Below are 26793 nucleotides of genomic sequence, written 5' to 3' on the forward strand. Positions count from 1 at the left end.
ATCACGCTATAAGTTGTCCGAAACAACAAAAGGCCGAGGTATCGGCGGATGTGATGAGGGGCGGTTGCATGAAGCGAATCACCGGTCTGATGGTCGCCGTCGTCGTCGGGGCAGGCCTGACGCTCACCGCGTGTGGCGGCAACAACGGGGGCAGTGGCGGCGGCGCAGGTGAGGCCAAGGGGCAGAAGATCGGCGTGATCCTGCCCGACACCAAGTCGTCGGTCCGCTGGGAGTCCAAGGACCGGCCGGCATTGGAGGCCGCTTTCAAGGCGGCCGGCGTACCGTACTCCATCCAGAACGCCGAGGGATCCGCCGACAACATGGCGACCATCGCCGACGCGATGATCGCCGACGGCGTGACGGTGCTCGCACTGGTCAACCTGGACTCCGACAGCGGCGCGTCCATCCAGCAGAAGGCCGCCGGCCAGGGCGTCAAGACGATCGACTACGACCGGCTGACCCTGGGTGGCTCTGCCGATGCGTACGTCTCGTTCGACAACACCAAGGTGGGCGAGTTGCAGGGCCAGGGGCTGGTCGACTGCCTCGCGGGCAAGCAGTCGAATGTGGTCTTCCTCAACGGATCACCGACCGACAACAACGCCACGTTGTTCACCGGTGGCGCGCACTCGGTGGTGGACAAGGTGCCGACCATCAAGGTGGTGGCCGAGCAGGCCGTACCGGATTGGGACAACGACAAGGCGGTCACCATCTTCGAGCAGATGTACACCGGCGCCGACGGCAAGGTCGACGGCGTGTACGCGGCCAACGACGGGCTCGCCGGGTCGGTGATCTCGATCCTGGAGAAGAACGGCCGGGCCGGGCAGGTGCCGGTCACCGGTCAGGACGCCACCGTCGAAGGCCTGCAGAACATCCTCGCGGGTTCGCAATGCATGTCCGTGTACAAATCGGCGAAGGAAGAGGCGGGGGCGCTCGCGCAGACGGCGATCGCGCTCGCCAAGGGCGAACAACCCAAGACCAACAGCACATCTCGTGACGACAAGGGCAACCGGGACGTGCCGTCGGTGTTGTTGACGCCGAAAGCCATCACCAAGGACACCGTCAAGGTGGTCTTCGACGACGGTGGTCAGGCCAAGGCCGATGTCTGCACCGGGCAGTTCGTGGCGGCGTGCAACGCTGCGGGGCTCTAGGGGCATCGTGTCCGTCCCGAACGCGCCCCTCCTCGAACTCCGCGGCGTCAACAAGAGTTTCGGTGTCGTGCACGTGTTGCACGACGTGGACTTCCAGGTGTATCCGGGAGAGGTCACCGCGCTGGTCGGAGACAACGGCGCGGGCAAGTCCACTCTGGTGAAGGCCATCGCCGGGATCTACCCACTCGACAGCGGAACCTATGTGTTCGAGGGCAACCCGGTCACGGTGCACGGACCCAACGACGTGTCGGCGCTCGGGGTCGAGGTGGTCTACCAAGACCTGGCGTTGTGCGACAACCTTGACATCGTCTCCAACATGTTCCTCGGGCGTGAGCTCAAGCGACACGGTGCACTTGACGAAGCGAAGATGGAATCGCTGGCCCGCGAAGCACTTTCATCGCTGTCGGTGCGCACGGTGAAGTCCGTGCGCCAGCCGGTGTCCAGCCTGTCCGGCGGGCAGCGTCAAACGGTGGCCATCGCCAAGTCCGTCCTGTGGAAGGCCAAGGTGGTGCTGCTCGACGAGCCCACCGCCGCACTCGGCGTGGCGCAGACCCGGCAGGTCCTCGACCTGGTCCGCCGGCTGGCCGACCAAGGCGTGGGCGTGGTGTTCATCTCGCACAACTTGAACGACGTGTTCGAGGTCGCCGACCGGATATGCGCGCTGTACCTCGGTCGGGTGGCCGCAGAGGTGAAAGCGGCTGAGGTCAGCCACAGCCAGGTGGTGGAACTGATCACGGCGGGCCGCTCCGGCAGCCTCGGTTTGGCACCGGCCGACGCCGCACAGTCGATGTGAGGACCACACGATGACAACGCTCAATCCGAAACTGGCCGACGCGGACTTCGCTGCCGACGCCCGAACCGACGAATCCTTCCGCGATGCGGTGCGCAGCTATCTGCGGCGCGTCCGCGGCGGCGACATGGGGTCGCTGCCCGCCGTCCTCGGCCTCATCGTGTTGTTCACCGTGTTCGGGCTCGCCAATGAGCGTTTTACCTCGGCACTGAACCTGGCCAACCTCGTCACCCAGGCCGGCTCGATCTGTGTGCTCGCCATGGGACTGGTGTTCGTGCTGTTGCTCGGCGATATTGACCTGTCCGCGGGCGTGGCAGGAGGTGTGTCGGCGTGCGCGATGGGCTTGATGATCGTCAACGGCGGCTGGCCCTGGTGGGCCGGGGTGCTCGCGGGCGTCCTGTGCGGTGCGGCGATCGGCCTGGCGATCGGCCTGCTGCGCGCCAAACTCGGTATCCCGTCGTTCGTCGTGACGCTGGCGTTCTTTCTCGGCCTGCAGGGCGTGACGCTGAAACTCATCGGGGAAGGCGGCTCGATCCGCGTCGACGACCCTGTCATCCGCGGTATCACCATCGACAACATGCCGGTCACCGCGGGATGGCTGTTCGCGCTGCTGATCGTCGCCGGCTTCACCGGTCTCGAGTTGTATCGGCACCGCACCAAGGTCACCCAGGGGTTGGTCCATCCGCCGATCGGTGTGGTGATCGCGCGCATCATCGGGGTGGCCGTGGTGGCACTCGGGGTGGCCTACGTGCTCAACCTCAATCGCAGCGTCAACCCGCACGTCGAGATACGCGGCATTCCTTATGTTCTGCCTCTGGTGGGGGCGCTGCTCATCGCGCTGAGCGTGGTCCTCAACCGCACCTCCTACGGTAGGCACATCTATGCGGTGGGCGGGAACGCCGAAGCGGCGCGCCGGGCCGGGATCCACGTCGCCCGTATCCGGATGTCGGTGTTCGTGGTCTGCTCGTCGCTGGCAGCGCTCAGTGGCATCATCGCCGCCTCCTACGGCGGCAAGGTGTCCGCATCGTCGGGCGCCGGCAACGTGTTGTTGTACGCCGTCGGCGCGGCCGTGATCGGCGGCACCAGCCTGTTCGGCGGTAAGGGCCGGGCCCTGGATGCCGTCATCGGCGGGGTGGTGGTGGCCACCATCGCCAACGGGTTGGGCCTGCTCAACCAGTCGTCCTACATCAACTTCCTGGTGACCGGCGGGGTCCTGCTACTGGCGGCGAGCGTCGACGCGATCTCACGCCGGCGCCGATCGGCGACAGGCCTGGCCTGAACAATCGGCCGGGACGACCGAGAATCGTTGTCCCGTAATGCTACTCGGGTCGCAGCAGGTGATCCGGTGCGCACAGATGCCCACCTCGGGCCGTGGCGGGACGCACCCGCGCGCACGGGTAGGTCGCAGCCCGGTGTTGTGATGCCCGCACTCTTGTCGTACCGTCAACCTAGTTGATTAGCCGTCCTAAAAGCCTCTACTGTCCGCGCCTGTCGCCGCTCACGAAAGGGTCACGGATGCAGCGGGTTTCATTCAGCCGAAAGCTGGGAAAACGCTGGATGCTTCTCGTCGCGGTGGCGGTGGTCGCCATCGCGGGTTTCACGGTCTTTCGGTTGCACGGGATCTTCGCCTCGACGGATGTCACGTCCACCCCCAGCGGCTCGGACAACGACATCGTGCCGTTCAACCCCAAACACGTGGTGATCGAGGTGTTCGGCCCGCCGGGCACCGTCGCCACCATCACCTACCTGGACGTGGACGCGCAACCGCAGCGCGCCGATGGTGTCACGTTGCCCTGGGCCTATGACACGACGACCACTCAACCGGCCGTCTTCGTCAACGTCACGGCACAGGGCGACAGTGACTCGATCGGCTGCCGGATCAAGATCGATGACGCGGTCAAGGACGAGCGAACGGTGAACACCCTGAACGCCCTCACCTACTGTCTGGACAAATCCGGATGAGCACGGCTTCCCCCGGCACCTCCCCCCGTCGCTCCGCTCGCCCTGGCGGCGTTCCGGACTTCATCCGGCGGTTCTCCGTGTTGATCGCCTTCTTCTGGCTGGGCCTGGCGGTCGTCACGAACGTCTTCGTACCGCAGCTGGAGACCGTGGCCGAATCGCACAACGTGTCGCTGAGCCCGCACGATGCGCCATCGCTACAGGCCAGCAAGCAAATCGGCAAGGTGTTTCAGGAGTTCGACTCCGACAGTTCGGCGATGATCGTGCTGGAAGGCGACCAGCCGCTCGGTGCCGAGGCGCACCACTACTACGACGGCCTGGTGCAGAAGCTGTCCGAGGACACCAAGCACGTGGAACACATCGACAACTTCTGGGGCGATCCGCTGACGGCGGCCGGGTCGCAGAGCGCCGATGGCAAGGCCGCGCTGGTGCAGGTCTACCTCGCCGGTAACCAGGGTGAGTCACTGGCCAACGAATCCGTCGACGCGGTGCGTGACATCGTCAACCACACCCCGCCGCCGTCGGGCCTGAAGGTCTATGTCACCGGCGCGGCGCCACTGGTCACCGATCAGTTCGAGGTCGGCCGCCACGGCACGCTGAAGACCACGCTGATCACCCTCGGGGTCATCGCGGTGATGCTGTTCTGGCTCTACCGTCGCCTCACCACGGTGTTCTTCGTGATCTTCACGGTGATGATCGAACTGACCGCATCCCGCGGCGTCGTGGCCGTGCTCGCGAACGCGGGCATCATCGAGCTGTCGACGTATTCGACGAACCTGCTGACGCTGCTGGTGATCGCCGCAGGCACCGACTACGCGATCTTCCTGCTCGGCCGATTCCACGAAGCGCGATACGCCGGGCAGGACCGCGTCTCGGCGTTCAACACCATGTACCACGGGACCGCGCACATCATTCTGGGTTCGGGCCTGACCATCGCGGGCGCCGTCTTGTGCCTGACCTTCACCCGGCTCCCGTACTTCCAGAGTCTGGGTGTCCCGGCCGGCACCGGCGTGCTCGTCGCGGTGGTGGCGGCGCTGACCCTGGCGCCGGCGTTGCTGGTCATCGGCCGCCATTTCGGTCTGTTCGAGCCCGCCCGGCCGATGCGCACCATGGGGTGGCGGCGTATCGGCACCGCCATCGTCCGGTGGCCCGGGCCGATTCTGGCGGCGACGGTCGCGATCGCGCTCATCGGCCTGCTCGCCCTGCCGCGCTATCAGACCAGCTACGACGCCCGGCCCTACATGCCCGCCGGTGCCCCGGCCAACGTCGGCTACGCCGCGGCCGAACGGCACTTCTCGCAGGCGCGGCTGAACCCCGAGTTGTTGATGATCGAAGCCGACCACGATCTGCGTAATTCCACCGACATGATCCTGCTGGAACGGGTCGCCAAGGCGGTCTTCCACACCGACGGTATCGCGCAGGTGCAGTCGATCACCCGGCCCCTGGGCACACCGCTGGACCACACGTCGATCCCGTTCCAGATCAGCGCGAGCAGCGCTTCTCAGATCAACAACCTGCCCTTCCAGCAGGCTCGCGGTGCGGATCTGCTCAAACAGGTTGACGTGATCAACAATTCGATCGACGTGCTGCGCCAGCAGTACGCGCTGCAACAACAGTCCGGCGCCGTCACCGACGAGCAGGCCAAGGCCTTCGCGCAGACCGTCCAGACCGCCAACGATCTGCGCGACAAGATCGCCAACTTCGACGACTTCTTCCGGCCCCTGCGCAACTACTTCTATTGGGAGCCGCACTGTTTCGACATCCCGGCGGTGCGCCGCGCTGCGATCGGTGTTCGACGCGCTGGACGGTATCGACGCGCTGACCGATCAGTTGAGCAACGTCGCGGGGAGTATCGCGAAACTCGATGCGCTGCAACCCAAACTGCTCGCGCTGATCCCGCCGCAGATCCAGAGCCAGCAGACCAACCGCGATCTCACGCTGACGAACTATGCCACCACCTCGGGAATCAACGACCAGACCGCCGCCGCACTGCAGAACGCCACCGCACTGGGCCAGGCGTACGACGCGTCGAAAACCGATGATTCCTTCTATCTGCCGCCCGAGGCGTTCAGCAATCCCGAATTCCTGCGCGGGATGAAGCTTTTCATGTCACCCGACGGCAAAGCCGCCCGGATGATCATCACGCACGAAGGCGATCCCGCTACGCCCGAAGGTATTTCGCATATCGACGCCATCCGGCATGCCGCCCAGGGTGCGGTCAAGGGCACGCCCCTGGGGGGATCGAAGATCTACCTCGCCGGTACCGCCGCCACCTACAAGGACATTGCGGACGGCGCCAAGTACGACCTCATGATCGCCGCGATCGCCGCGCTGAGCCTGATCCTTTTGGTCATGATGTTCATCACCCGCAGCATCATCGCGGCGATCGTCATCGTCGGCACCGTGGCGCTGTCCTTGGGCGCCTCGTTCGGCCTTTCCGTGCTGATCTGGCAGGACATCCTCGGCATCGACTTGTTCTGGATCGTGCTGGCACTGGCCGTCATCCTGTTGCTGGCCGTGGGCTCGGATTACAACCTGCTCTTGATATCCCGATTCAAGGAGGAGATCGGTGCCGGCGTGAACACCGGCATCATCCGGGCGATGGCCGGGTCCGGCGCGGTGGTGACGGCGGCCGGGCTGGTGTTCGCGGCCACCATGGCCTCATTCGTCTTCGCCGACCTGCGCATCCTCGGTCAGATCGGTACGACGATCGCGCTCGGGCTGTTGTTCGACACGCTGATCGTGCGGTCGTTCATGACACCGGCCATCGCGGCCCTGCTCGGTCGCTGGTTCTGGTGGCCGCTGAAGGTGCGTCCCCGGCCCGCCAGTCAGATGCTCCAGCCCTACGGCTCCCGCGCCTCGGTCCGTCAGCTCCTGCTCTGGGAGGACGACGACGACGTTGCCGCGGAGGCCCCGGAGTCCCGATAGAGCGGCTCGGTCGCCTCGACATCCCGCAGGGTGACATCCCGCAGGTTCTTCTTCAGCCGGGCCACCCGGCGCAGCTGAGCGGCGATGTTCATCGAGGTCAGCATCGGGATACCGCCGATGAAGGTGCGAAACGAAGGGTTGCCACCGTGTACGTGCAACTCGTAGAGGCAGCCCACCACGTAGAAGAAGCCACAGCTGAAGAGCACGGCGGGTATCGCGTAGGCGAGCGGCGAGCGGGCGTCGTCGACCAGTTCGGTGGCGTAGTCGAACTCTTCTTGGGAGAGCGTTTCGCGTTTACGCAGTTTGGCCAGTACGGCCTTGTGGGCGCCGACCTGTTCGCCCATCGCCGCGGGCGTGCGGTTCTCCAACCGGCGGATGTAGACGAAGACGCACGCGACCAGAGACAGGGCCAGCATCCCGTCGAGAATGGTGAGATCACCCCAGAGGTTCACCGTGTGCTCCTCTTCCGCGGAACCAGGAAACGTTAATTGAACTAAGTATCTCTCCTGGTGCGCCGGCCTTGCAAGGCGCGCTCGCCGGCTGCCCTCAGCTGAACCGGACGTTGAGCGTCGCCAAGCCGAAGATCTTCCGGCCCTGCGACTTGGCGCCGACCAGCACGACACCGGAGCGGGTCTGCGGGTCCAGTGACTTGATCTTGCCGCTGTACTCGATGTCCGCGCCGCCGGCAGCCGGCACCACCGCGGGCTGCGACAGCCGCACCGCGTAGCGGGTCACCGCGCCGGGGTCGCCCGACCACGCCGAGAAGAACGATGCGCCCAATCCCATGGTGAGCATGCCGTGGGCGATCACGTCGGGCTGGCCGGCCAGCTTGGCGATGTTCTCGTCCCAGTGCAGCGGGTTGGCGTCGCCGGACACGCCGGCGTAGTTCACCAGGTCGCCGCGGGACAGCCGAGTGTGGTGCACGGGCAACTCGTCGCCGACCGCGAGCTCGTCGAATGACGGCGACGCGGGCGTCCGGGTGGCGCCGCCTTCGGCGATCCGGATCTCACCCTCGGGCCGCACCGTTTTCCGGTAGTCCTCGGGGTGCTCGGCGCCGAGCATGTTGATGCCGTGCATCATCACGCCCTGCACGGCGGGCTTGATCGCCGGATCGACGTCCTCGCCGGTGACGCCGACGACGGTGGTGTGCAGGGTGTGCACCACCTCGCCGGCGGTGTCGGTGAACGTGTTCGTGACGGTGATCAGGTCGCGGCCGGCCACCCGGCGGACCGAGGTCAGCTCGATGTCGATCTGCAGCTCATCGCCCTCGACGATCGGGCGGTGCTGTTCGAAGACCTCTTCGGTTTGCAGATACATGTCGTAGCCGACGACCACCGACTCGAACATGCGCTGGTTGCAGGCCATGGCAGGGCCGGAGGTGAACGTCAGCGGCGCGATCAGGCCCGGGTAGCCCAACGCCTTGGCGGCGTCGACGTCCCAGTGGGCGGGGTGATCCGACTGGAGAGCCCGGGCGTACTCACGTATCTTCTCGCGCCCCACCAGGTACGTGTCGTCCATCTGGTAGTAATGGCCGACCCGGGACTCAAGTGCGGAGGTATCTGCTGCTGCGGTCATGGCTGTGCTCAACTTCTCTATCTGCGCGTTCGCTGAGGTTGACCTCAGCACATTAACGCGCCACCAGGCGTTGAGCCCAACCGCGGACCACCGGTGGTCAGCAACGCACCGCGTGCCACACCAGATCGGCCACGAGCCGGCAGTACGGCTCATCGATCGGTTCGCCGGTGAACAGGGCGCGCATGTTGATCGGCGCCAACAGCAGCTCGAGTACGACGGCCGGTTCGATACCGTCTCGCAGCTCGCCACGATCGCGCGCCCGGTTGAACACGATGCCCAGTCGCTGAACGCGCACCCGCCATAACGTGCGCCGGATCTCGATGCCATCGAGAAACGGTTCGCCGATCAGGTGCGAACCCTGGATCTGATGGCCTTGATCGGATCCCAGATACGCGGCCATCCCGATGGCGAGCGCGTACAGATCGCCGCGAAGGGAACCGGTGTCGGGTGGCGCCGCCTCCCGTCCGGCACCGTCCAGGAGGACATCCATGATGAGTGCCGCTTCGTCCGTCCAGAACTCGAGGATCTCGTCAACCGGCAGACCGTTGCGATCCGCCAACGCCACGATGCTGAATCGATCGATGCCCCACTTGGTCAGCTCCTGGCGGGCCGCCGCATGGACGAGTTCACGGAACTCGGGTGTCAGCCCTTCCGTCTCAATGGCGCTCAAAAGCAACCCCCCCTTGCCGAATTCACCCATCCTAGCGGCCCCGTTGGCCGGGGCTGAGAAGCCTTCGTGGACGACCGGCACAGCAACGTCGGACCGCGGCCGGGAAAGTCCGGAACCTGGAGCAAGCGCGAGAACATTGAGAATCAGCGAGTCGGGGCAGGCCGGCCGGGGCGGACGGCGGCGGCGAAACGGTTTGTCTTGCAGGGAGATTGATCCTGACCTCGATCGGACCGTTGCCACCCGGCGATATCGGGTGGATCGTGGAGGGATGTGGTGCGGGCGGATGTTGGTCGGGGCGGTGCTGACCGCTGCGGCGCTGACCGCCGCCCCCACCGCGCGCGCGGAGGGGGCCGATGCGGTCATCGCCGATCTCGAAGACCAGGGATACCTCGTCCAGATCAACTGGGTGAACGGCTACGACACCAAACCGCTGTCCTCGTGCACGGTGGTCGCGGTGAACAATCCCGATCACTCGGGGGCGCCGCCGGCGACCGGTGACACCGTCTACGTCGACGTGCGCTGCCCGAACCACAACGATGACGATCCGGGCGGTGAGTTCGGCATCGGTATCGGGTTCGGCTGAGCCGGATCGAATTTGCGCACTCGGCGAATGCGATGCCACGCAGCCGGGACCCATCCCGCAGAAGTAGGTCGTTCACTGGAAGTTCGGTCCGGGTTTCCCCGGTGCGGTGCGCATGGCGGCGCCATCTGAGCCACCATCGGTGGAATGGTCCGCAACTCACCCCCCGACGCCAGGGACGTACCCGACACCGGGATCCCGGTGGGGATTGCAGCCCCCATGAGCACGGCCGAGCGCCATGACTGGCATCTGAACTACCTGCGAAGCAGGCCGGTCTCCCGCCGCCTCTTCCTCGGTGGGGCGGCGGCCGCCGCAGCGATCGCCGCGGTGGGCGGATCCCCGTTCGGGGTCCGCGCGTACGCGGACGACGCGCCCCTGGGGGTGGCCAACCGCCGGGTGGGGTATGGCTCGGATGCCTCGACACAGCTGCGGCTGTCCGCACAGCTCTCCCGAAATCCCAAGGGCACGAGGGTTTTCCTGGACCACGGCCCGACGGCCGACTTGGGCGCGACGGTGCAGGCCGAGATCCGGAATCTGGTGACCCAGATCCCCGATGGCCGCGGCGGTGTGCTGGCCGCCGAACAGTTCTACGTGCACGCCCCGATCGACGGTCTACCCGGGGCGGCGGCGCACCACTACCGCTGGCGCACCGACGACGGCTTCCTCGGCGATGTGCGCTCGGCCTCGACGGCCATGCCGAGCGCCAGGGCGGCCACCGGCCCATTCCGCTTCACCATGATCGGAGACCAGGGCACCGATGACACGCCGGCGCTGCCGCCCGGCCTCGCCGCCGGTGAATACGACGACCGCTACTACAAGCCCGACAACGATCCGGACGTGCCGCACACGGCCAACGTGCTGCGCCAGATCGTCGCGGCGCGCCCCGACTTCCACGTGCTGGCCGGCGATATCGCGTACGCCGATCCGTCGGGCATGGGGAAGCCGGGTGCGTTCGTCGGCCCGGGCGGTACGCCGCCGGCGGGCTTCGACAAGTTCAACCCCTTCGTCTGGGATGTCTACCTGGGCTCCATCGAAGGCAGCGCCTCGACGACGCCGTGGATGTTCGCCACCGGCAATCACGATATGGAGGCGGCGTACGGGACACACGGGTACGGGGGCCATCTCGCCAGGCTGGACTTTCCCGGCAACGGTCCCGCGAACTGCCCGTCGGTGTACTCGTTCGTCTACGGCAACGTCGCGGTGCTGTCGCTGGACGCCAACGACGTGAGCTACGAGATCACCGCCAACACCGGATACTCCGAGGGAGCCCAAACAAACTGGGCGGCAAGGACACTCGCGGCACACCGAGCCAACTCGGACATCGATTTCATCGTCTGCTTCTTCCACCACTGCGCGTACTCCACCACCGACGCACACGCCAGCGACGGCGGCGTGCGGGCGGCATGGTGCGACCTGTTCGACCGATACCAGGTCGACCTCGTCCTGCAGGGCCACAATCACGTGTTCGAGCGCACCGACCCGATCCGGGGTGGGGCACCGACGACGGTTGCCCTGGACAACTCCGTGGTCTATCCCGCCACGGACGGCACGGTCTATTACACCGTCGGGTGCGGCGGCCGCCCCCGATACGGCTTCCAGCCCGGTGAACTGGAGAGCTACCGCGGCCATGTGCTCGACGATCTGAGCGTGCCGAACAGCTATGTCTGGAACGCCGCCGGTGGCAAGCAGGCCGAGGCGGTCAACTGGTCGCGGGTGCGATTCCGCAACTACGCGTTCCTGCGGGTCGACGTGCGGCCCGGCGTCCTGGTCAGTGAGATGGACGTGACGGCCGTCGACGAATACGGACGGGAGTTCGACACACTCACCTACCGGCGCCCGGTGCGCACCTGAGCACGCCGGGAACGGAATTCGGATCGACTCGAGGTGTGAACTACCTTACTCGCGGGTAATAACACCGGCATGGTCACAGCGATGCGCCGGCTGGCCCGGTGGAGTATCAGGCCCGCCAAGAATGTCGAGACAGCTGTCAGCCCGAAGGTGAACGTGCTGCGCGGGTTGACTGCTCGCGCCACCACCCCGTTGCTTCCCGATGACTACCTGAAGATGGTGAACCCGCTGTGGTCGGCACGGGAGCTGCGCGGCGAGGTGGTCGATGTGCAGCGCGAGACCGAGGACACCGCGACGGTGACGATCAAACCGGGTTGGGGGTTCGCGGCCGACTACCAGCCGGGGCAGTACGTCGGCATCGGGCTGCGGGTCGACGGCCGCTGGCACTGGCGGTCCTATTCGCTGACCTCGGTTCCGCAGCGCGGTGCCAAGCACATCACCATCACCGTCAAGGCCACACCGGAGGGTTTCCTGTCGTCGCACCTGGTCAACGGCGTCGCGCCGGGAACCATCGTGCGACTGGCGAAACCCAAGGGCGACTTCGCCTTACCCAACCCGCCGCCGGAGAAACTGCTCTTCATCAGCGCGGGCAGCGGTATCACCCCGGTGATCGCCATGTTGAGGTCCCTGTCGGTCCGCGGACAGCAGCCCGATATCGTGCACGTGCACTCCGCCCCGTCGGAAGCATCCGTCATCTTCCGAGACGAACTGCGTGCACTCGAAGAACGGCATCCCAGTTACCGGCTGCACCTTCAGCTCACCGAGACGGCCGGGCATATGGACTTCACCAGGTTGGACGGTGCGGTTCCGGACTGGCGGGCACGGTCGACGTGGGCATGCGGCCCGGTCCAGATGCTCGACGATGTCGAGGACGCGTTTCACCGGGTGGGTCTCGACGATGCCCTGCACGTCGAGCGGTTCACGATCGAACGGACCGACAAAGGCGGTGAGGGCGGCACGGTGACCTTCGCGGTATCCGGCAAATCGATCGAGATCGACGGCGCCACTTCACTTCTCGAAGCCGGCGAGAAGGTCGGCATCCAGATGCCGTTCGGGTGCCGGATGGGGATCTGTCAGACCTGTGTGCTGCCACTGGAGGACGGGTACGTGCGCGATTTCCGCTCGGGCGCCGAGCACGGGGCCGGGGATCGGATTAACACCTGCGTCTCGACCGCGTCCGGTAACTGCACACTCATGGTCTAAGGGGGAACGATCATGGCCATCACCGATATCAAGCGGTACGCACATCTGACGCCGGCCGATGTGGAAGCGCTTGCCCGCGAACTGGATACGATCAGATCAGATATCGAAGAGTCGCGGGGCGAGCGCGATGCCCGCTACATCCGGCGAGCCATCCAGCTCCAGCGCGGTCTGGCCGTCGGTGCCCGCGTCCTGCTGTTCGCCAGTCACCACAAGGTGGCCCGCCGGGCCGGTATCGTGATGCTGGCGACGGCGAAGATCATCGAGAACATGGAGTTGGGGCACAACATCACCCGTGGTCAGTGGGACTGGATGAACGATCCGGAGATCCATTCGACCGAGTGGGAATGGGACACCACCTCCCCCACCGAACACTGGAAGAAGTCGCACAACTTCATCCACCACAAGTACACCAATGTCGTCGGTCTCGACGACGATATCGGCTACGGCATCATGCGGCTGACGCGAGATCAGCGGTGGGAACGCTGGATGATCGGCAACCCGGTGTACAACCTGCTGCTGGGCACATTCTTCGAATGGGGCGTCGCCGCACACGGTCTGGAGACCGCGAAGGTGCGTGCCAAGGAGAAGTCCTGGGCCGAGGTCCGCAAAGACCTCCGGGTGATCGGTAAGAAGGTGGGTAAACAGGTCGGCAAGGACTACCTCGTCTTTCCCGCACTGTCGGCCAAGAACTGGAAGAGCACGCTCAAGGCGAATGCGGTGGCGAACCTGATCCGCAACTACTGGTCTTATATGGTCATCTTCTGCGGGCACTTTCCCGACGGCGCAGAGAAATTCACTCGCCAGGAGTTCGAGGACGAGACGCCGGCGGAATGGTATCTGCGCCAGCTGCTGGGTTCGGCGAACTTTCGCGCGGGTCCGCTGATGGCGTTCATGAGCGGGAACCTGTGCTACCAGATCGAGCACCATCTCTTCCCCGACCTGCCAAGCAATCGCTACGCGGAGATAAGTGAGCGGGTGCGGGCGCTGTGCGAGAAGTACGATCTGCCGTATACGACGGGATCGCTTCCGCGCCAGTACTTCCAGTCGTTCTGGACCATCGTCAAGCTCGCGCTCCCGGACAAGCTCCTCACGGCGACGTCCGACGACGCGCCGGAGACGAACTCCGAACTGAAATTCCGGATCCGGGCCGGTATGCGGGAGAGCTTCGGCGTCGATCCGGCCACCGGGAGGCGGCGCGGGCTGCGCACGGCGATCCGCGAATTGGAGACCGCGGCGATGGCCACCGGCTAGGCCGGTCGGCGATCAGCTCGGTTCGGTGCCTTTCAGAAGGAACTTGGCCGCCGCGAAGGACCGTGCGGCGCCTTTGAAATCGTCGTTCAGCCGACCGAACTCGCTGAAGGGTGAGGTCAGGCTCAAGGTCGAGCAGTGCGTGGTCAAGTCGTCGAGGTGGACCGTCAGCTGCCGCAGGGCAGCGGTGAGGGCACGATCGGGCGTCGGCAGGGAGGCGCGGATGCGTTGGTTGATGGCGGTCACATCGCGACACACGGCGTGCATACCGGCGAAGTCGCCGCGGGTGATGGTCGCCATCAACCGGTCGGATGCCGCCGCCAGTGAGCTCAGCGGTTGACCCTGCTCCCGCCGCCAGGCACTGACGGGTTTGCTGCTGTACAACCGAACTCGTTCAGCGCTCTGCGTACTGGCGGCCAGCGCAGGGGCCGATACGGTCGTGGTGTGTACTACGCCTCGGTTGGACTGGAGCGCGCCGTCGGCGCCGACCACGCCAAGTGCCAGCGCCAAGATTACCGCGAGCCGGTGGGAGCGTTTCACTGTGCGTGCTCACATACTTTTTCGAGTCGGGGCAGGTCCGGTGGGCACTCTATCTCACCGACGGTGGGGTCGGTGCCGTTTGTATTCGGCACGTCGACCCTCGGGTTGAAGTCGAGGGTTGCCGGCCGCACGCAGCGAACAGTCTGCGGAACCCAGCGAGCTTGCTGTCGTGGCCACTCCTCGGTAAGGGTGCTGTATGAACGCTTTTGACGCGTCGCCTCGAGATTTGCCGACCAGCGGCCCCAGCATCGTTCGGGATCGGCGCAGCGGGCCGCCTTAATTGGCACTCATTGTGTTGCGACACTATGTTTTTGGGCGTGATGTCCTCAGCTGCCGGCGTGGTCGCTCGGTGGGTCGCTCCGTTGTTGACCGTGGCGGCCATGGCGGGCGTGGGCCTCGTCGCCGGTCCGGTGCAGACCCCCGCCATCCGCCTGGTCGATGATGCCAACCCGCTCGCGGGAATGCCGTTCTATGTCAACCCCGGGTCGGCCGCCATGCGGGCGGCGCAGAGTGCGGATCCACCCAGTCCGCAGTTGACAGCCATCGCCAACACCCCGCAGGGGTACTGGATGGACCGGTTGTCCACCCCGGCGGTCGACGCGGCCTACATCGCCGCCGCGCAGGCCGCGGGCACCAGACCGGTGCTGGCGCTCTACGGAATCCCGCACCGCGACTGCGGCAACTTCTCCGCCGGCGGATTCTCCTCGGCGGACGCCTACCGAGGCTGGATCGACGGAGTCGCGGCGGCCATCGGTTCCGGACCGGCCGCGGTCATCCTCGAACCCGATGCGCTGGCCATGGCCGACTGCCTGTCGGCCGACCAGCGTCAGGAGCGTCTCGACCTGATTCGGTACGGCGTCGACACCCTGACCCGGAACCCGGCCACCGCTGTCTACGTCGACGCGGGTCATTCCCGCTGGACCAGCGTCGACAAGATGGCGGCCATGCTCAACGAGGTCGGCGTGGCCAAGGCGAGGGGCTTCAGCCTCAACACCGCGAACTTCTTCACCACAGAGGAGGAGATCGGCTACGGCGAGGCGATCTCCGGACTGACCAACGGCGCGCACTACGTCATCGACACCTCGCGCAACGGCGTCGGACCGGTCGACAGCGATTCGTGGTGCAATCCCGCCGGCCGGGCCCTCGGCACGCCGCCCACGACCGCCACCGCCGGCGCACACGCGGATGCCTACCTGTGGATCAAGCGTCCCGGCGAATCGGACGGGTCGTGCGGGCGGGGCGACCCCGGAGCGGGCCGCTTCATGAACCAGTACGCGATCGACCTTGCGAGCAAAGCGGGTCTGTGACCGCAACCCTCGTCGCTTCGAACGTGGCAGGCGGTTACGCCCACCGCACCCTCTTCGAGGGCCTCGACGTGACGGTCGCGCCGGGCGATGTGATCGGTGTCGTCGGCGCCAACGGTGCAGGCAAGAGCACGCTGCTGCGCATCCTGGCCGGCGATCTCGCCCCGCTGGAGGGGACGGTCAGCGTCGCGCCGGCCGACGCGTTCATCGGATGGCTGCCGCAGGAACACGAACGGGTGCCCGGTGAGACCGTCGCCGCCTACATCGCACGCCGGACGGGCTGCGCGGAGGCGACCCTGGCCATGGAGACTGCGGCGGCGGCGCTGGCCGAGTCGGATACCGCTGCGGACACCTACTCCCGCGCGCTGGATCACTGGCTCGCCACCAGCGCAGCAGATCTCGACGAGAGGCTGCCCGCGGTGCTGGCAGACCTGGGATTCGACCCGCAGGCCGTACCGCCGGAGTCGACCGAGATGACGTCGCTGTCGGGCGGACAGGCGGCCCGGGTGGGTCTGGCGGCGCTGGTGCTCTCGAGATTCGACATCGTGTTGCTCGACGAGCCGACCAACGATCTCGATCTCGACGGCCTCGACCGGCTGGAGCGCTTCATCTCCGACCTGCGCGGCGGTGTGGTGCTGGTGAGCCATGACCGAGAGTTCCTGGCCCGCAGCGTCACCCGAATTCTGGAACTCGATCTGGCGCAGAACACCACGACGGTCTTCGGCGGCGGCTACGAAAGCTATCTGGAAGAGCGGGAGGTGGGGCGGCGGCACCGGCGCGAACAGTACGACGAATTCGCCGACAAGAAGGCCGATCTGGTGGCACGCGCACGCGTCCAACGGGAGTGGTCCAGTCAGGGCGTGCGCAACGCGATGCGCAAGGCTCCCGACAACGACAAGAACCGGCGCCGTGCGCAGAGCGAATCCAGTGAGAAGCAGGCGCAGAAGGTGCGTCAGATGGAGAGCCGGATCGCCCGCCTCGAGGAAGTCGAGGAGCCGCGCAAGGAGTGGACGCTGCAGTTCACCATCGGCGCCGCACCGCGATCCAGCGCGGTCGTCGCGACACTCGACAAAGCCGTTGTCCGCCAGGACGATTTCGTGCTCGGCCCGGTGTCGTTACAGGTGGCGGCCGGCGAGCGGATCGGTATCACCGGCCCCAACGGGGCGGGCAAGTCGACCTTGTTGAGGCTGCTGCTGGGGCAACGAAAGCCCGATGACGGCCGGGCCACCCTCGGTGCGAATGTCGCCATTGGCGAGATCGACCAGGCCCGGGCCGAGTTCTCCGGTCCGGGGCGGCTTCTCGACCGTTTCGAACAGCAGATGCCGTCGTGGTCGACCGCCGACGTGCGCACCCTGCTCGCGAAGTTCGGGCTGGGTGCCGATCATGTCGAGCGCGCGGTCGACGGGCTCTCTCCCGGTGAGCGCACCCGAGCCGGTATGGCATTGCTTCAGGCCCGCGGCGTGAACGTGCTGGTGCTCGACGAGCCGACGAACCATCTGGACCTGCCCGCCATCGAACAACTCGAGCAGGCACTCGAAACCTATGACGGCGCATTGCTGTTGGTGACGCACGACCGCCGGATGCTGGAGAACGTGCGGCTGGACCGGACGTGGCGGGTGGCAGACGGTCAGGTCGACCAGCGGTAGCGCGTCAGTCGGCCGGTTGCTCGGCGCGGCGGCTGTCGAACGCGAAGAGGACCAGGCTGGCGACGAATCCGGTGGCAGCGACGACGGCGAGCAACACCGCCACGGCGGTGTGTCCGCCGAGCGCAAGTGCGAGTGACCCGGTGATCGCGATCAATGCCGCAAAGTTCAGGAGGAGCCCGATGGTGGCGGGTGCATCATCGCGTCCCGGCGGGGTGACTGGTGTGCTCATGGCGATCCATGTACCCACTCCGGCGGCGCGGAAAACCGCGGGGTGTTCTCCTACGGCGATCGATTGAACCGGAACGGCTGAGTCGGCGGCTCGCCTGCCGGAGCCCCCAGTTTCAGCGGCCGGGGTTCCTCACGCTCCGCGATCCGTTCCAGCAGCACGCCGCGCGCAATACGGTCGAGCGCGCCCTGCACCTGCATGCGATCCGCCCGACCGCCCAGACCAGCGCTGAAAGCCTCTGACTGCGAAAGTGATTCGGTGATCCAGCTGGAGATGAGGTCGCGGGCCTTGTTGATCTCGGCGGCGCCGGCGGGGGTCAGCGAGAACTGGTCGGCGACCCGCGTCGCGTACCGGGTGGCGACCAGCCGGTCGAAGGTGGGCTCCAGGATCTGGCGCGGCACCCGGCGCTCCTCGGCGATGTCGACGATATCCGCGGTCCCGGTGACCGATGCGTGCCGGTAGATCTGCATCAGCGCCCACAGGGCCGCGGTATCGACCCGGCTGCGCGGGGAACGTGCGAGCGCCTCCAGGTCGACGCCGTGGCTGCGTTGCAGCAGCCGCCCGATCGCGACTTCGAGCAGCTTCTCCGGAGATTCGGCGGTCGGCATGCCGAAGCCCTCGCCCATATCGGTGCTGCCGCTCGCGGCCGTGTCGCGCAGCGGAACCTGCTTGAGGAACCACGCCAGGATGAAACCGATGACGGCGACCGGTGCCGCGAACAGGAACACGCGGCTGAGTGAGTCGGCGTAGGCGTCGATGATGGGGGCGGCCGCCTCGTGGGACAGCTGGTGCAATACCTGCGGTGAGGTGGCCGCCTGGGCCGGGGCGCCGCTTCGGGCCATCGCCGCGGGAAGACGGTCGTCGAGGAAGTTCGAGAACATCGATCCGAAGATGGCGGCCCCGAAGGAGCTGCCGATCGTGCGGAAGAACGTGACCCCGGAGGTCGCGACGCCGAGGTCGGTGAAGTCGACGGTGTTCTGCACGACCAGGACCAGCACCTGCATGCTCAGGCCGATCCCGGTGCCCAGCACCAGCAGGTACAGCGACTGAACCAGGGTGGAGGTACCGGCATCCATCCGGGAGAGCAGCACGAAGCCGAGCGCCATGATGGCGGTGCCCGCGATGGGGAAGATCTTGTAACGCCCGGTACGGCCGACGATCACCCCGCTACCCAGGGATGTCACCAGCAGCCCCGCCACCATGGGCAGGGTGCGTAACCCGGAGGCGGTGGCCGAGACGCCGTCGACGAACTGCATATAGGTCGGCAGGAACGTCAGCGCGCCGAGCATCGCGAAGCCCACCACGAACGACAGCACACAACAGACGGTGAAGACGGGGTTGGCGAACAACCGGATGGGCAGGATCGGTTCGACGGCGCGCCGCTCGGCGGCGACGAAGGCGATGAGCGCGGCGGCGGATCCGACGAAGAGCGCGAGGATGGTCGGCGAGCCCCAGGCGTAGGTGGTGCCGCCCCAGCTGGTGGCCAGTGTCAGCCCGGCGGCGCCGAGGCCGATGAGCACGATGCCCGCATAGTCGAGGACCGGCCGCGCGGTGCGGTTCAACTCCGGGATGGCCACGGCCGCGATCGCGATCACCGCGACGGCTACCGGCACATTCACCCAGAAGGCCCATCGCCAGGTGAGGTGGTCGGTGAACAGTCCGCCGAGCAACGGGCCGATGACGGTGGTGACACCGAAGACCGCGCCGAGCGCCCCCTGATAGCGGCCGCGTTCCCGGAGCGGGATCACCTCGCCGATCACCGCGACCGCCGTCACGGTGATGGCGCCACCCCCGAGTCCCTGCAGAGCCCGCGAGGCGACCAGCATCTCCATCGACTGAGCCAGGCCGCAGAGGATCGAACCCGCCAGAAACAGCAGGACCGCCAGTTGGAACACCTTCTTGCGGCCGAAGATGTCGCCGAGCTTGCCGACCACCGCGGTGACGATCGTCGACGCGAGCAGATAACTGGTGACCACCCAGGCCTGGTGGCCGGCGCCACCGAGATCCGCGACGACGGTCGGCAGCGCCGTCGCGACGATGGTCTGGTCCAGGGCGGCCAGCAGCATGCCGAGCACCACCGCCAGAAAGGTGAGATTGCGCTGGCGGTGGTTCGCGGGGTGGACGGGTGGTACCGGGTCGGCGGCCCGTGGTGGTGTGCTCACGGACATCGCTGCGTTCCTCCTGTGCGCTGGTGGTGACCGTGGTCGGCATACCCCTGTTGGCCGGTGATGACACGTGTGTCGCAGGGGCCATCACATCTCAGTGGGATGGGAACGCGATATGAGTCAGCTGAGCGCGGCCGATGAGTTCCCGCTCGGCGGCCGGCAGGTCATCTGGCCGGGCTCGCGCTACGCGCTGCGGGGATGTGGAAGGCCGGGGCGGCTTGGGTGGCGCGGCGCTGACGGCGCTGGTCGCGCATGATCCGCCGGTTGAGAATCCGCTCGTCCCTGGGGGTCACGGTGCGGTTCTGGCGGGCCAGCAGATCCAGCTGCTCCCAGCTGAGACCGTCCAGGTCGCCGTCGGCGTCATGGGTCGCCACGACGATGCTGCCACGCAGCAGCGGGACCGTTTTCGCGGTGAAAGATGTGGTCGCCAAGAGTAATTCGGAGGCCCGGCGATTGACGCGGCGCTGGCACCGCCGCGATGTCGGGCTGAACCAGAAGTCGAACTGCCGATCAGCACTGGTCAGGCACTGCAGCCCCTGGTCGTGGATGAGCTGGGTGATATCGGCCTGGGTGTAGGCGCGGGTTTCATATACGGCGCCGGTGGCGCTGAAGTAGAGGACGGTGTTCATGATGATGACCCATTCGGCTCTTTCTCTGTGGACGGGTTGCGCCGGCGCCCCGGCGCTGTTACCAGAGATACCCGTGTGACAATTGGGGTAAACGTCGATAACGGTTCGGATAATTCCCGCGAAGCGGACCGCGCACTTCTTGTATCTCCGTGAACCTGCACGGTGTTTAGCCGACGCGCGTTCGACGGCTGGCCGGTGGCGGCGTCCCGGCACCACATTCTGCCAACCGTGCGCCAATTTCTGCCAGCGGAATTAACCGCACTGACCTGCGTGTTGTGGAAGTCAGACCGGCCAGGAGAACCCCGAACCGGTAAGTGGATTCCATACCGAAGGACTGATGAAAATGAAGAAGTTCGGATTTGCCAGCATCGTAGCCACCGGATTCGCCGCCGCCCTGGTCGGGTTGGCCGCGCCGGCTCAGGCCGATATCACTCACCACGACTGGGTGCACGAAATCCAGCAGCACGCGAGCACCGGCCAGGTGACCTCGACCTTCGGCAACGGCCGGTGACCGGCTTGTAGCGTGTCGTGGATGTGCGTGGGGCAGGTCGAGTTCGTGGTGGTGCGGCAGGACGATCCGCTGGCGGCGCCGCTGCTGGCGGAGCTCGGCCGGGAGTACCAGGCACGCTACGGCGACCTGAGTGGCACGGAATACGCCGATATGCGCCGCTATCCGGCCGAGCAGTTCGCGCCGCCGGGCGGGGTGCTGGTGGTGGGGCTGTCCGGTGGAATACCGGTGGCCGGGGGCGCCTTTCGCCGTCTGGACGCATCGACGGCCGAGCTGAAACGGATTTGGACATCGTCGGAGTACCGTGGTCGCGGATACGGCAAGCTGGTGGTGGCCGAGCTGGAGCGCATTGCGCGTGAACGCGGCTATCGCCGGGTGTACCTGACCACCGGACCCCGCCAACCCGAGGCGGTGGCGCTGTATCTGTCGACCGGTTACACCGCGCTGTACGACCGGGCGTTGCCCGCCGAGCAGATCGGTGTGCACGCTTTCGAGAAGCAGCTCGGCGCAGCCGGGTAGGCGCCGTCACACCCCAGCGCCACCTGCGCTCGTGTGGTAGACAGCGGCTGTGTCTGGCGATTTCGTGCTCCAGCCGGGCCGGACGTGCTGGCGGGTGGAACACGCCGACAAGGTCGCCTTCATCGTCGACGGCGCGGACTACTTACGGCACGTCAAGGCCGCGATGCTGCGTGCCCGCCATCGGATCATGCTGATCGGCTGGGATTTCGACGGCAGGACCACCATGGAGCAGGGCGAGATCACGCTGCCCGGGCCCAATCAGTTGGGGGCTCTTCTCTACTGGCTGTTGTGGAAGCGGCCCGGCCTGGAGATCCACGTCCTGAAGTCCAATCTGCGGCTGCTTCCGGTGTTCGACGATCTCTGGTACGGGCTGACGCCGGTGACGGTGTTGAATCGGCTCAGCGGCAGGCGAATCCGATTCGCGGTGGACGGCCGGCATCCCACCGGTGCGGTCCACCACCAGAAGATCGTGGTCATCGACGACGTGCTGGCCTTCTGTGGTGGTATCGACCTCACGTTGGGACGCTGGGATACCTCAGAACACTTGGATGACAGCGTGTTCCGCCGGGACTACGGCCCTCGGCACGAGATCGCCGCGGCGGTCGACGGTGCGGCCGCGAGCGGGCTGGGTGATCTCGCCCGGGACCGATGGGAGGCGGCCACCGGTCAGTCTCTGGACCGGCTGGAGGTGACGAACCAGGCGTGGCCGCGCGGTCTGGACCCCGACGCGACCGATGTCGGGGTGGGTATCGCGCGGACCATCCCGGACCTCCCGGGCCGCGACGAGGTACGCGAGGTGGAGGCGCTGAACCTGGCGGCCATCGCGGCGGCCCGGCGGACCGTCTATCTGGAGAATCAATACCTGGCTTCCCGGCGTCTCGCCGAAGCGCTCGCCGAGCGGCTACGGGACCCGGACGGGCCGGAGATCGTCATCGTGCTGCCCCGCCGGTCCGAGAGCCGGTTGGAGCAGGAATCGATGGACAGCGCGCGCAAGCTGCTGCTCGAAAAGCTCTGGGCTGCCGACAACCAGCACCGGCTGGGCGTCTACTGGCCGGTGACCGAAGCCGGCGCGCCGATCTATGTCCATTCCAAGATCCTGGTTGTCGATGACAGGTTGCTGCGTATCGGCTCGTCCAACCTGAACAACCGATCGATGGGCTTCGACAGCGAGTGCGATGTGGCCATCGAGTCGGGCCCGGCAGAGGGCGCCCTCCGGCAGACGGTCACCGCTTTCCGGAACCGGCTGATCAGCGAACATCTGGGTGTCGACGCCGGCGACTTCGACGCAGCACTGGAGGACGGCGCGACCTTCCTGCAGGCCGCCGAGGCACTGATCGGCGAGGGCAGGACGCTGCGCCGGTTCACCGCGGACACGGTCGCCGGCGAAGGCAGTCCGCTCGCGGAGAACGAGCTGATGGATCCCGACCACGTGCCCAGCTCACTGGCCACCAGCCTGCGGCGACTCCTCACCAGGCTGGGCAACTCGCGCTGGTGAACGGCCGGTGCGACTGCCACTCGGCGGTCAATTTCTGCCATCGGAATTACCGGGCCGGGCAGGGCGTTATCCAGGCCAGAAGCAACCCGAGCCTCCCATGAAAGGGATTGGAAATGAAGAAGTTTGGATTCGCCGGAGTCATTGCCACCGCGTTCGCCGCCGCCGTCGTCGGACTGGCTGCGCCCGCGCAGGCCGATATCGCCCATCACGAGTGGGTGCACGACAACCAGCAGCGTGCCACCACCGGTCAGGTGACCGCGACCTTCGGCAACGGTCGCTGATCGATGAAGTTCGGAATCTCGACCTTCGTGACCGATGACACCATCGACACCGTCACGCTGGCCCAGGCCATCGAGGAACGGGGTTTCGACGCGCTGGCCATCGCCGAACACACGCATATCCCGGCCAGCCGGGAATCGGCGTACCCGTTGGGCGGCGAGCTGCCCGATATCTATTACCGGACCCTGGACCCGTTCGTCACGCTCGCGGCGGCCGCGGCTGTCACCTCCCGGATCCAGCTGATCACCGGTATTGCGCTGCTCATCCAGCGCGACCCGATCATCACCGCGAAAGAAGCCGCCAGCATCGACCTGATCTCCCACGGCCGCTTCGTCTTCGGCGTCGGCGCCGGGTGGAATCTGGAGGAGCTGCGCCATCACGGCACCGACCCGAAGACCCGCGGCGCGCTGCTGGACGAGCGGATCGAAGCCATCAAGGCGCTGTGGACCACCGAGCCCGCCGAGTACCACGGTAAGTACGTGGACTTCGATGCGTCCTACCTGCGGCCCAAGCCGGTACAGACGCCGCACCCGCCGATCCTCATCGGTGGCGACTCGGATGCCACCGTCAAGCGGGTGATCCGGCACGGTGCGGGGTGGATCACCACTCAGGCGCCCGTGGAGCACCTGACCCGACGTGTCGAGCAGCTGCGCGAGGGCGCCGGCCACGATGTGCCGCTGAGCACGTTCGGCATCCCGCTCGACCCCGAGTACTGGTCCGCCTTGGAGCGCCTCGGCTTCGGGCAACTGAACCTGTTGCTGCCGAGCCTGCCGCGCGACGAGGCGCTGCGCCTCCTCGACGACTACGCCGGCACGGTGGCGAAGTACCGCGGGTAGCAGGGCCCGGAAGAGCAATTACTGTCAGGTTGTTGTCAGGTAACCGGGCGTGCGGGTGCGCGTCCGGTCTGACGTACTGACGGGGGTGGTCGTGAGCATTCGGTTGGGCGCGGTGGCGGTGGATTGCCCGGACCCGGCGGCACTCGGTGATTTCTATCGGGAGGTGCTGGGGCTCAAAGTGGTGCTGTCCACCGCGGACGTCGTCGCGCTGGAGGGAGCGGGGTTCCTGTTGAGCTTCGAGCGTGTCGAGGACCATCGCCCGCCGACCTGGCCCGGCGGGCAGGTGCCCAAGCAGGTGCACCTGGACCTGGCCGTCGCCAACCTCGACGTGGAGGAGACCCGAATCCTGGCGTTGGGGGCCACCAAGGCCGAAATCCAGCCCAACCCGGAGAAGTGGCGGGTACTGATCGACCCGGCGGGCCACCCGTTCTGCATCACGGTGCTGTTCCGGCCGTGAAGTGATGTCGTGAAACGCGCGGCAGCTCCGTCTCCATGGTGAGGCGACCGCTAGGGTCGCGAACCGGAGGGAGAATGTCATGGCCAAGTACCTACTGCTGAAGCACTACCGGGGGGCGCCGGCGTCGGTCAACAACGTGCCGATGGACCAGTGGACGCCCGCCGAGGTCGAGGCGCACATCGCGTACATGAACGAATTCGCCGGGCGGCTACAGGGCACCGGCGAATACGTCGACAGCCAGGCGTTGGCCCCGGGAGGGACCTGGGTGCGCTCCGGCGGTGAAGGAAAACCACCGGTCACCGATGGCCCTTTCGCCGAGACCAAGGATCTCATCGCCGGCTGGATGATGATCGACGTCGACAGCTACGAGCGGGCAGTCGAGCTGGCCGCGGAATTGTCGGCCGCACCCGGCGCGGGTGGTGCGGCGATTCACGAATGGCTGGAACTTCGGCCGTTGCTCAATCACACGCCGTGCGTCGCTGACTAGTGGACGAGGCGCGGTTGCGCGATCTGATCCCCGGTGTGCTGGCGGCGCTGGTCCACCGGGGTGCGGATTTCGCGGCAGCCGAGGATGCGGTCCAGGAGGCGCTGATCCGGGCGCTGAAGACGTGGCAGGAGCGTCCGCCGGACGATCCCAAGGGCTGGCTGATCACCACGGCGTGGCGCCGCTTCCTGGACCTGGCCCGCTCCGACGCGGCCCGACAGAATCGCGAAGTTCTTGTCGCGGAACAGCCTTCGTCCGGTCCGGCCGTCGCGGTGGACGACACGCTGGACCTGTACTTCCTGTGTGCCCATCCGGACCTGACTCCCGCCTCCGCCGTCGCGCTGACGCTGCGCGCGGTGGGCGGGCTGACCAGCCGTCAGATCGCGGCGGCCTACCTGGTTCCGGAATCGACCATGGCACAGCGGATCAGCCGGGCCAAGCGCACCGTCGGCGCCGCCGGCCTGGTCCGGCGCGGCGATCTGCACACGGTGCTCAAGGTGCTCTACCTGGTCTTCAACGAGGGCTACAGCGGCGAGCTGGATCTCGCCGAGGAGGGCATCCGGCTGGCCCGGCAGCTGGCCGCCGCCACGCCCGACGAGGAGGTGGCCGGACTGCTGGCGCTGTTCCTGCTGCATCATGCGCGACGGCCGGCCCGCACGAGGCCCGACGGGACTCTCATCCCGCTGGCGGAACAGGACCGTGGGCTGTGGCGGCGCGACCTGATCGCCGAGGGCGTCGACATCCTGCAGACGGCGCTGGCCCGGGACCGATTGGGGGAGTATCAGGCTCAGGCTGCCATTGCTGCCCTGCACGCCGACGCGCAGACCGTAGGTGAGACCGACTGGGTGCAGATTGTCGAGTGGTACGACGAACTGGTCGGGCTCACCGACAGCCCGGTGGTGCGACTCAACCGCGCGGTGGCGGTGGGTGAGGCCGATGGGCCGCACGCCGGGCTGGCCGCACTGGTCGAGCTGGATCCCGCGCTGCCCCGTTACACCGCCGCGGCGGCGCACCTGCACGAGCGGGCGGGTGAAACCGCAACGGCGGCAGATCTTTACGCGCGTGCGGCGGCCGAGGCGGACAACCTTGCCGAACGCCACCATCTCACGATCCGCGCGGCGACCCTGCGGCAGCGGCTGGGGGACGGAAACCCCGCATGATCGTGTCGAGGTGGCGTTCCCAGCGCTGCCGCCCACGGTGGGCCGGGTCGATGCGCTCGGACTGGATCACGCCGCGCAGCGCCCACACGGCGATGGTGATGTCGTCGGGGGTGAGGTCGGCGCGCACGGCGCCGGCTTGTTGGGCGCGGGTGAGCAGTCCGGTGGCGCGCCGACGCAGCTCGTCCACCAGCGTGCGCGGCGCCAGGTCGCCCCACACCGGCGCCGACAGTCCCGACTTCTCGGCCAATTCCACCCCGACGGTCCGCAGGAACAATTCCACGCCCTCTTCCGCGGGCGCCTGCTCGGCGACGCCCGCGGCATCGATGAGCCGCTGAAAGAATCCTGCGAGCACCTCCCGTACCAGGGCCTCCTTGTTGGCGAACCGGCGGTACAGCGTCGCCGGGCCCACGCCGGCCGCGGTGGCGATGTCGTCGAGCGTGGCGTCCGGGCCGTGTTCGGCGAATACCTGCTCGGCCGCCGTGACGAGCTTCTCACGGTTGCTGGTGGCATCCCGGCGCACGTGCACCTCCCTGGTCTGGTCATACGGGAATAGATTCCGCGCCGACATGTTCCAGACTATGTGATAGTCAAACTCT

Annotated in this window: 26 protein-coding genes and 1 pseudogene; 19 read left to right on the forward strand and 8 right to left on the reverse strand. The window is 66.7% G+C overall.

The window, feature by feature from the left end; translation table 11 throughout:
* The first annotated feature begins 68 nt into the window (after positions 1-68).
* From QN239_RS03025 to QN239_RS03045, 5 genes and pseudogenes are all read left to right on the forward strand, one after another.
* Positions 69-1148, forward strand: coding sequence for a sugar ABC transporter substrate-binding protein (locus tag QN239_RS03025; RefSeq protein WP_499008122.1), 1080 nt, complete (start codon positions 69-71; stop codon positions 1146-1148).
* Between the two features lie 7 nt (positions 1149-1155).
* Complete coding sequence (locus QN239_RS03030; RefSeq protein WP_499008123.1) at positions 1156-1941, forward strand: ATP-binding cassette domain-containing protein; 786 nt, start codon at positions 1156-1158, stop codon at positions 1939-1941.
* 10 nt (positions 1942-1951) lie between these two features.
* Entirely contained in the window at positions 1952-3217 is a 1266-nt protein-coding gene (locus QN239_RS03035; protein ID WP_499008124.1) for a sugar ABC transporter permease, read from the forward strand.
* A gap of 236 nt (positions 3218-3453) precedes the next feature.
* On the forward strand, positions 3454-3900 hold the full coding sequence (locus tag QN239_RS03040; RefSeq protein ID WP_090359346.1) for an MmpS family transport accessory protein: 447 nt from the start codon (positions 3454-3456) through the stop codon (positions 3898-3900).
* Positions 3897-6825: pseudogene (locus QN239_RS03045) on the forward strand (MMPL/RND family transporter). Before QN239_RS03040 ends, QN239_RS03045 begins: the two are co-directional and overlap by 4 nt.
* On the opposite strand, the gene QN239_RS03050 reads toward QN239_RS03045, so the two are convergent.
* The 3 genes from QN239_RS03050 to QN239_RS03060 all read right to left on the reverse strand — a co-directional run bounded on the left by QN239_RS03050 (position 6765) and on the right by QN239_RS03060 (position 9070).
* On the reverse strand, positions 6765-7277 hold the full coding sequence (locus tag QN239_RS03050; protein ID WP_499008125.1) for a hypothetical protein: 513 nt from the start codon (positions 7275-7277) through the stop codon (positions 6765-6767). The pseudogene QN239_RS03045 and the gene QN239_RS03050 sit on opposite strands and share 61 nt — an antisense overlap.
* A 94-nt stretch (positions 7278-7371) precedes the next feature.
* A complete protein-coding gene (locus QN239_RS03055; RefSeq protein WP_499008126.1) occupies positions 7372-8400 on the reverse strand; it encodes a fused (3R)-hydroxyacyl-ACP dehydratase subunits HadA/HadB in 1029 nt (342 codons plus the stop codon).
* Positions 8401-8497: 97 nt separating this feature from the next.
* On the reverse strand, positions 8498-9070 hold the full coding sequence (locus tag QN239_RS03060) for a TetR-like C-terminal domain-containing protein (RefSeq protein ID WP_499008127.1): 573 nt from the start codon (positions 9068-9070) through the stop codon (positions 8498-8500).
* 283 nt (positions 9071-9353) lie between these two features.
* On the opposite strand from QN239_RS03060, the gene QN239_RS03065 reads away from it, so the two are divergent.
* The 4 genes from QN239_RS03065 (at position 9354) to QN239_RS03080 (ending at position 13952) form a co-directional block, all read left to right on the forward strand.
* A complete protein-coding gene (locus QN239_RS03065; protein WP_499008128.1) occupies positions 9354-9653 on the forward strand; it encodes a hypothetical protein in 300 nt (99 codons plus the stop codon).
* A gap of 144 nt (positions 9654-9797) precedes the next feature.
* Complete coding sequence (locus tag QN239_RS03070; protein ID WP_499008129.1) at positions 9798-11501, forward strand: metallophosphoesterase; 1704 nt, start codon at positions 9798-9800, stop codon at positions 11499-11501.
* 69 nt (positions 11502-11570) lie between these two features.
* Entirely contained in the window at positions 11571-12701 is a 1131-nt protein-coding gene (locus QN239_RS03075; RefSeq protein ID WP_499008130.1) for a ferredoxin reductase, read from the forward strand.
* A gap of 12 nt (positions 12702-12713) precedes the next feature.
* Positions 12714-13952 carry a fatty acid desaturase family protein gene (locus tag QN239_RS03080; protein ID WP_499008131.1) on the forward strand — a complete coding sequence of 413 codons (1239 nt, stop codon included), beginning with the start codon at positions 12714-12716 and terminating at the stop codon, positions 13950-13952.
* A gap of 12 nt (positions 13953-13964) precedes the next feature.
* On the opposite strand, the gene QN239_RS03085 is transcribed toward QN239_RS03080, so the two are convergent.
* On the reverse strand, positions 13965-14333 hold the full coding sequence (locus tag QN239_RS03085) for a hypothetical protein (RefSeq protein ID WP_499008132.1): 369 nt from the start codon (positions 14331-14333) through the stop codon (positions 13965-13967).
* A gap of 476 nt (positions 14334-14809) precedes the next feature.
* On the opposite strand from QN239_RS03085, the gene QN239_RS03090 reads away from it, so the two are divergent.
* Together QN239_RS03090 and abc-f are read left to right on the forward strand one after the other, a co-directional pair.
* Positions 14810-15796 (forward strand): glycoside hydrolase family 6 protein, encoded by a 987-nt coding sequence (locus QN239_RS03090; RefSeq protein ID WP_499016529.1) that lies wholly within the window; start codon positions 14810-14812, stop codon positions 15794-15796.
* Positions 15793-17439, forward strand: a complete 1647-nt coding sequence (abc-f, locus tag QN239_RS03095) for a ribosomal protection-like ABC-F family protein (protein WP_499008133.1) — start codon at positions 15793-15795, stop codon at positions 17437-17439. Before QN239_RS03090 ends, abc-f begins: the two co-directional genes overlap by 4 nt.
* A 4-nt stretch (positions 17440-17443) precedes the next feature.
* On the opposite strand, the gene QN239_RS03100 is transcribed toward abc-f, so the two are convergent.
* The 3 genes from QN239_RS03100 to QN239_RS03110 form a co-directional block, all read right to left on the reverse strand.
* On the reverse strand, positions 17444-17668 hold the full coding sequence (locus QN239_RS03100; RefSeq protein ID WP_090359329.1) for a hypothetical protein: 225 nt from the start codon (positions 17666-17668) through the stop codon (positions 17444-17446).
* Positions 17669-17718: 50 nt separating this feature from the next.
* On the reverse strand, positions 17719-19833 hold the full coding sequence (locus QN239_RS03105; protein ID WP_499008134.1) for an MDR family MFS transporter: 2115 nt from the start codon (positions 19831-19833) through the stop codon (positions 17719-17721).
* Positions 19834-19994: 161 nt separating this feature from the next.
* A complete protein-coding gene (locus tag QN239_RS03110; protein WP_499008135.1) occupies positions 19995-20459 on the reverse strand; it encodes a hypothetical protein in 465 nt (154 codons plus the stop codon).
* Positions 20460-20802: 343 nt separating this feature from the next.
* On the opposite strand from QN239_RS03110, the gene QN239_RS03115 reads away from it, so the two are divergent.
* The 8 genes from QN239_RS03115 to QN239_RS03150 all read left to right on the forward strand — a co-directional run bounded on the left by QN239_RS03115 (position 20803) and on the right by QN239_RS03150 (position 26197).
* The gene (locus tag QN239_RS03115) at positions 20803-20970 is read left to right on the forward strand and encodes a hypothetical protein (RefSeq protein WP_499008136.1); all 168 of its coding nucleotides are present in this window, start codon (positions 20803-20805) and stop codon (positions 20968-20970) included.
* A gap of 21 nt (positions 20971-20991) precedes the next feature.
* On the forward strand, positions 20992-21486 hold the full coding sequence (locus QN239_RS03120; RefSeq protein WP_499008137.1) for a GNAT family N-acetyltransferase: 495 nt from the start codon (positions 20992-20994) through the stop codon (positions 21484-21486).
* Positions 21487-21535: 49 nt separating this feature from the next.
* Positions 21536-22981 (forward strand): phospholipase D-like domain-containing protein, encoded by a 1446-nt coding sequence (locus QN239_RS03125; protein WP_499008138.1) that lies wholly within the window; start codon positions 21536-21538, stop codon positions 22979-22981.
* 113 nt (positions 22982-23094) lie between these two features.
* Positions 23095-23262: a hypothetical protein gene (locus tag QN239_RS03130; RefSeq protein ID WP_090359320.1), complete on the forward strand. Its 168-nt coding sequence runs from the start codon at positions 23095-23097 to the stop codon at positions 23260-23262.
* Positions 23263-23265: 3 nt separating this feature from the next.
* Positions 23266-24096 (forward strand): LLM class F420-dependent oxidoreductase, encoded by an 831-nt coding sequence (locus QN239_RS03135; RefSeq protein WP_499008139.1) that lies wholly within the window; start codon positions 23266-23268, stop codon positions 24094-24096.
* Between the two features lie 91 nt (positions 24097-24187).
* Positions 24188-24553, forward strand: a complete 366-nt coding sequence (locus tag QN239_RS03140) for a VOC family protein (protein WP_499008140.1) — start codon at positions 24188-24190, stop codon at positions 24551-24553.
* A gap of 79 nt (positions 24554-24632) precedes the next feature.
* Positions 24633-25040, forward strand: a complete 408-nt coding sequence (locus QN239_RS03145; protein ID WP_090359315.1) for a YciI family protein — start codon at positions 24633-24635, stop codon at positions 25038-25040.
* On the forward strand, positions 25040-26197 hold the full coding sequence (locus QN239_RS03150) for an RNA polymerase sigma factor (protein WP_499008141.1): 1158 nt from the start codon (positions 25040-25042) through the stop codon (positions 26195-26197). Before QN239_RS03145 ends, QN239_RS03150 begins: the two co-directional genes overlap by 1 nt.
* Here QN239_RS03150 and QN239_RS03155 read toward each other — a convergent pair.
* The gene (locus tag QN239_RS03155) at positions 26142-26765 is read right to left on the reverse strand and encodes a TetR/AcrR family transcriptional regulator (RefSeq protein WP_499008142.1); all 624 of its coding nucleotides are present in this window, start codon (positions 26763-26765) and stop codon (positions 26142-26144) included. The genes QN239_RS03150 and QN239_RS03155 overlap by 56 nt on opposite strands.
* Positions 26766-26793: the final 28 nt, after the last annotated feature.

This window comes from Mycolicibacterium sp. Y3, from assembly GCF_051188035.1.
Lineage (GTDB): Bacteria > Actinomycetota > Actinomycetes > Mycobacteriales > Mycobacteriaceae > Mycobacterium > Mycobacterium fluoranthenivorans.

What these genes read in the sequence shown, in the direction of transcription:
- QN239_RS03135 (WP_499008139.1), top strand. Translation starts at nt 23,266, where the DNA reads ATGAAGTTCGGAATCTCGACCTTCGTGACCGATGACACCATCGACACC.
- QN239_RS03075 (WP_499008130.1), top strand. Translation starts at nt 11,571, where the DNA reads ATGGTCACAGCGATGCGCCGGCTGGCCCGGTGGAGTATCAGGCCCGCC.
- QN239_RS03115 (WP_499008136.1), top strand. Translation starts at nt 20,803, where the DNA reads ATGAAGAAGTTCGGATTTGCCAGCATCGTAGCCACCGGATTCGCCGCC.
- QN239_RS03155 (WP_499008142.1), bottom strand. Translation starts at nt 26,765, where the DNA reads ATGTCGGCGCGGAATCTATTCCCGTATGACCAGACCAGGGAGGTGCAC.
- QN239_RS03055 (WP_499008126.1), bottom strand. Translation starts at nt 8,400, where the DNA reads ATGACCGCAGCAGCAGATACCTCCGCACTTGAGTCCCGGGTCGGCCAT.
- QN239_RS03145 (WP_090359315.1), top strand. Translation starts at nt 24,633, where the DNA reads ATGGCCAAGTACCTACTGCTGAAGCACTACCGGGGGGCGCCGGCGTCG.
- QN239_RS03040 (WP_090359346.1), top strand. Translation starts at nt 3,454, where the DNA reads ATGCAGCGGGTTTCATTCAGCCGAAAGCTGGGAAAACGCTGGATGCTT.
- QN239_RS03120 (WP_499008137.1), top strand. Translation starts at nt 20,992, where the DNA reads ATGTGCGTGGGGCAGGTCGAGTTCGTGGTGGTGCGGCAGGACGATCCG.
- QN239_RS03035 (WP_499008124.1), top strand. Translation starts at nt 1,952, where the DNA reads ATGACAACGCTCAATCCGAAACTGGCCGACGCGGACTTCGCTGCCGAC.
- QN239_RS03130 (WP_090359320.1), top strand. Translation starts at nt 23,095, where the DNA reads ATGAAGAAGTTTGGATTCGCCGGAGTCATTGCCACCGCGTTCGCCGCC.
- QN239_RS03090 (WP_499016529.1), top strand. Translation starts at nt 14,810, where the DNA reads ATGTCCTCAGCTGCCGGCGTGGTCGCTCGGTGGGTCGCTCCGTTGTTG.
- QN239_RS03070 (WP_499008129.1), top strand. Translation starts at nt 9,798, where the DNA reads ATGGTCCGCAACTCACCCCCCGACGCCAGGGACGTACCCGACACCGGG.
- QN239_RS03110 (WP_499008135.1), bottom strand. Translation starts at nt 20,459, where the DNA reads ATGAACACCGTCCTCTACTTCAGCGCCACCGGCGCCGTATATGAAACC.
- QN239_RS03105 (WP_499008134.1), bottom strand. Translation starts at nt 19,833, where the DNA reads ATGTCCGTGAGCACACCACCACGGGCCGCCGACCCGGTACCACCCGTC.
- QN239_RS03025 (WP_499008122.1), top strand. Translation starts at nt 69, where the DNA reads ATGAAGCGAATCACCGGTCTGATGGTCGCCGTCGTCGTCGGGGCAGGC.
- QN239_RS03065 (WP_499008128.1), top strand. Translation starts at nt 9,354, where the DNA reads ATGTTGGTCGGGGCGGTGCTGACCGCTGCGGCGCTGACCGCCGCCCCC.
- QN239_RS03080 (WP_499008131.1), top strand. Translation starts at nt 12,714, where the DNA reads ATGGCCATCACCGATATCAAGCGGTACGCACATCTGACGCCGGCCGAT.
- QN239_RS03100 (WP_090359329.1), bottom strand. Translation starts at nt 17,668, where the DNA reads ATGAGCACACCAGTCACCCCGCCGGGACGCGATGATGCACCCGCCACC.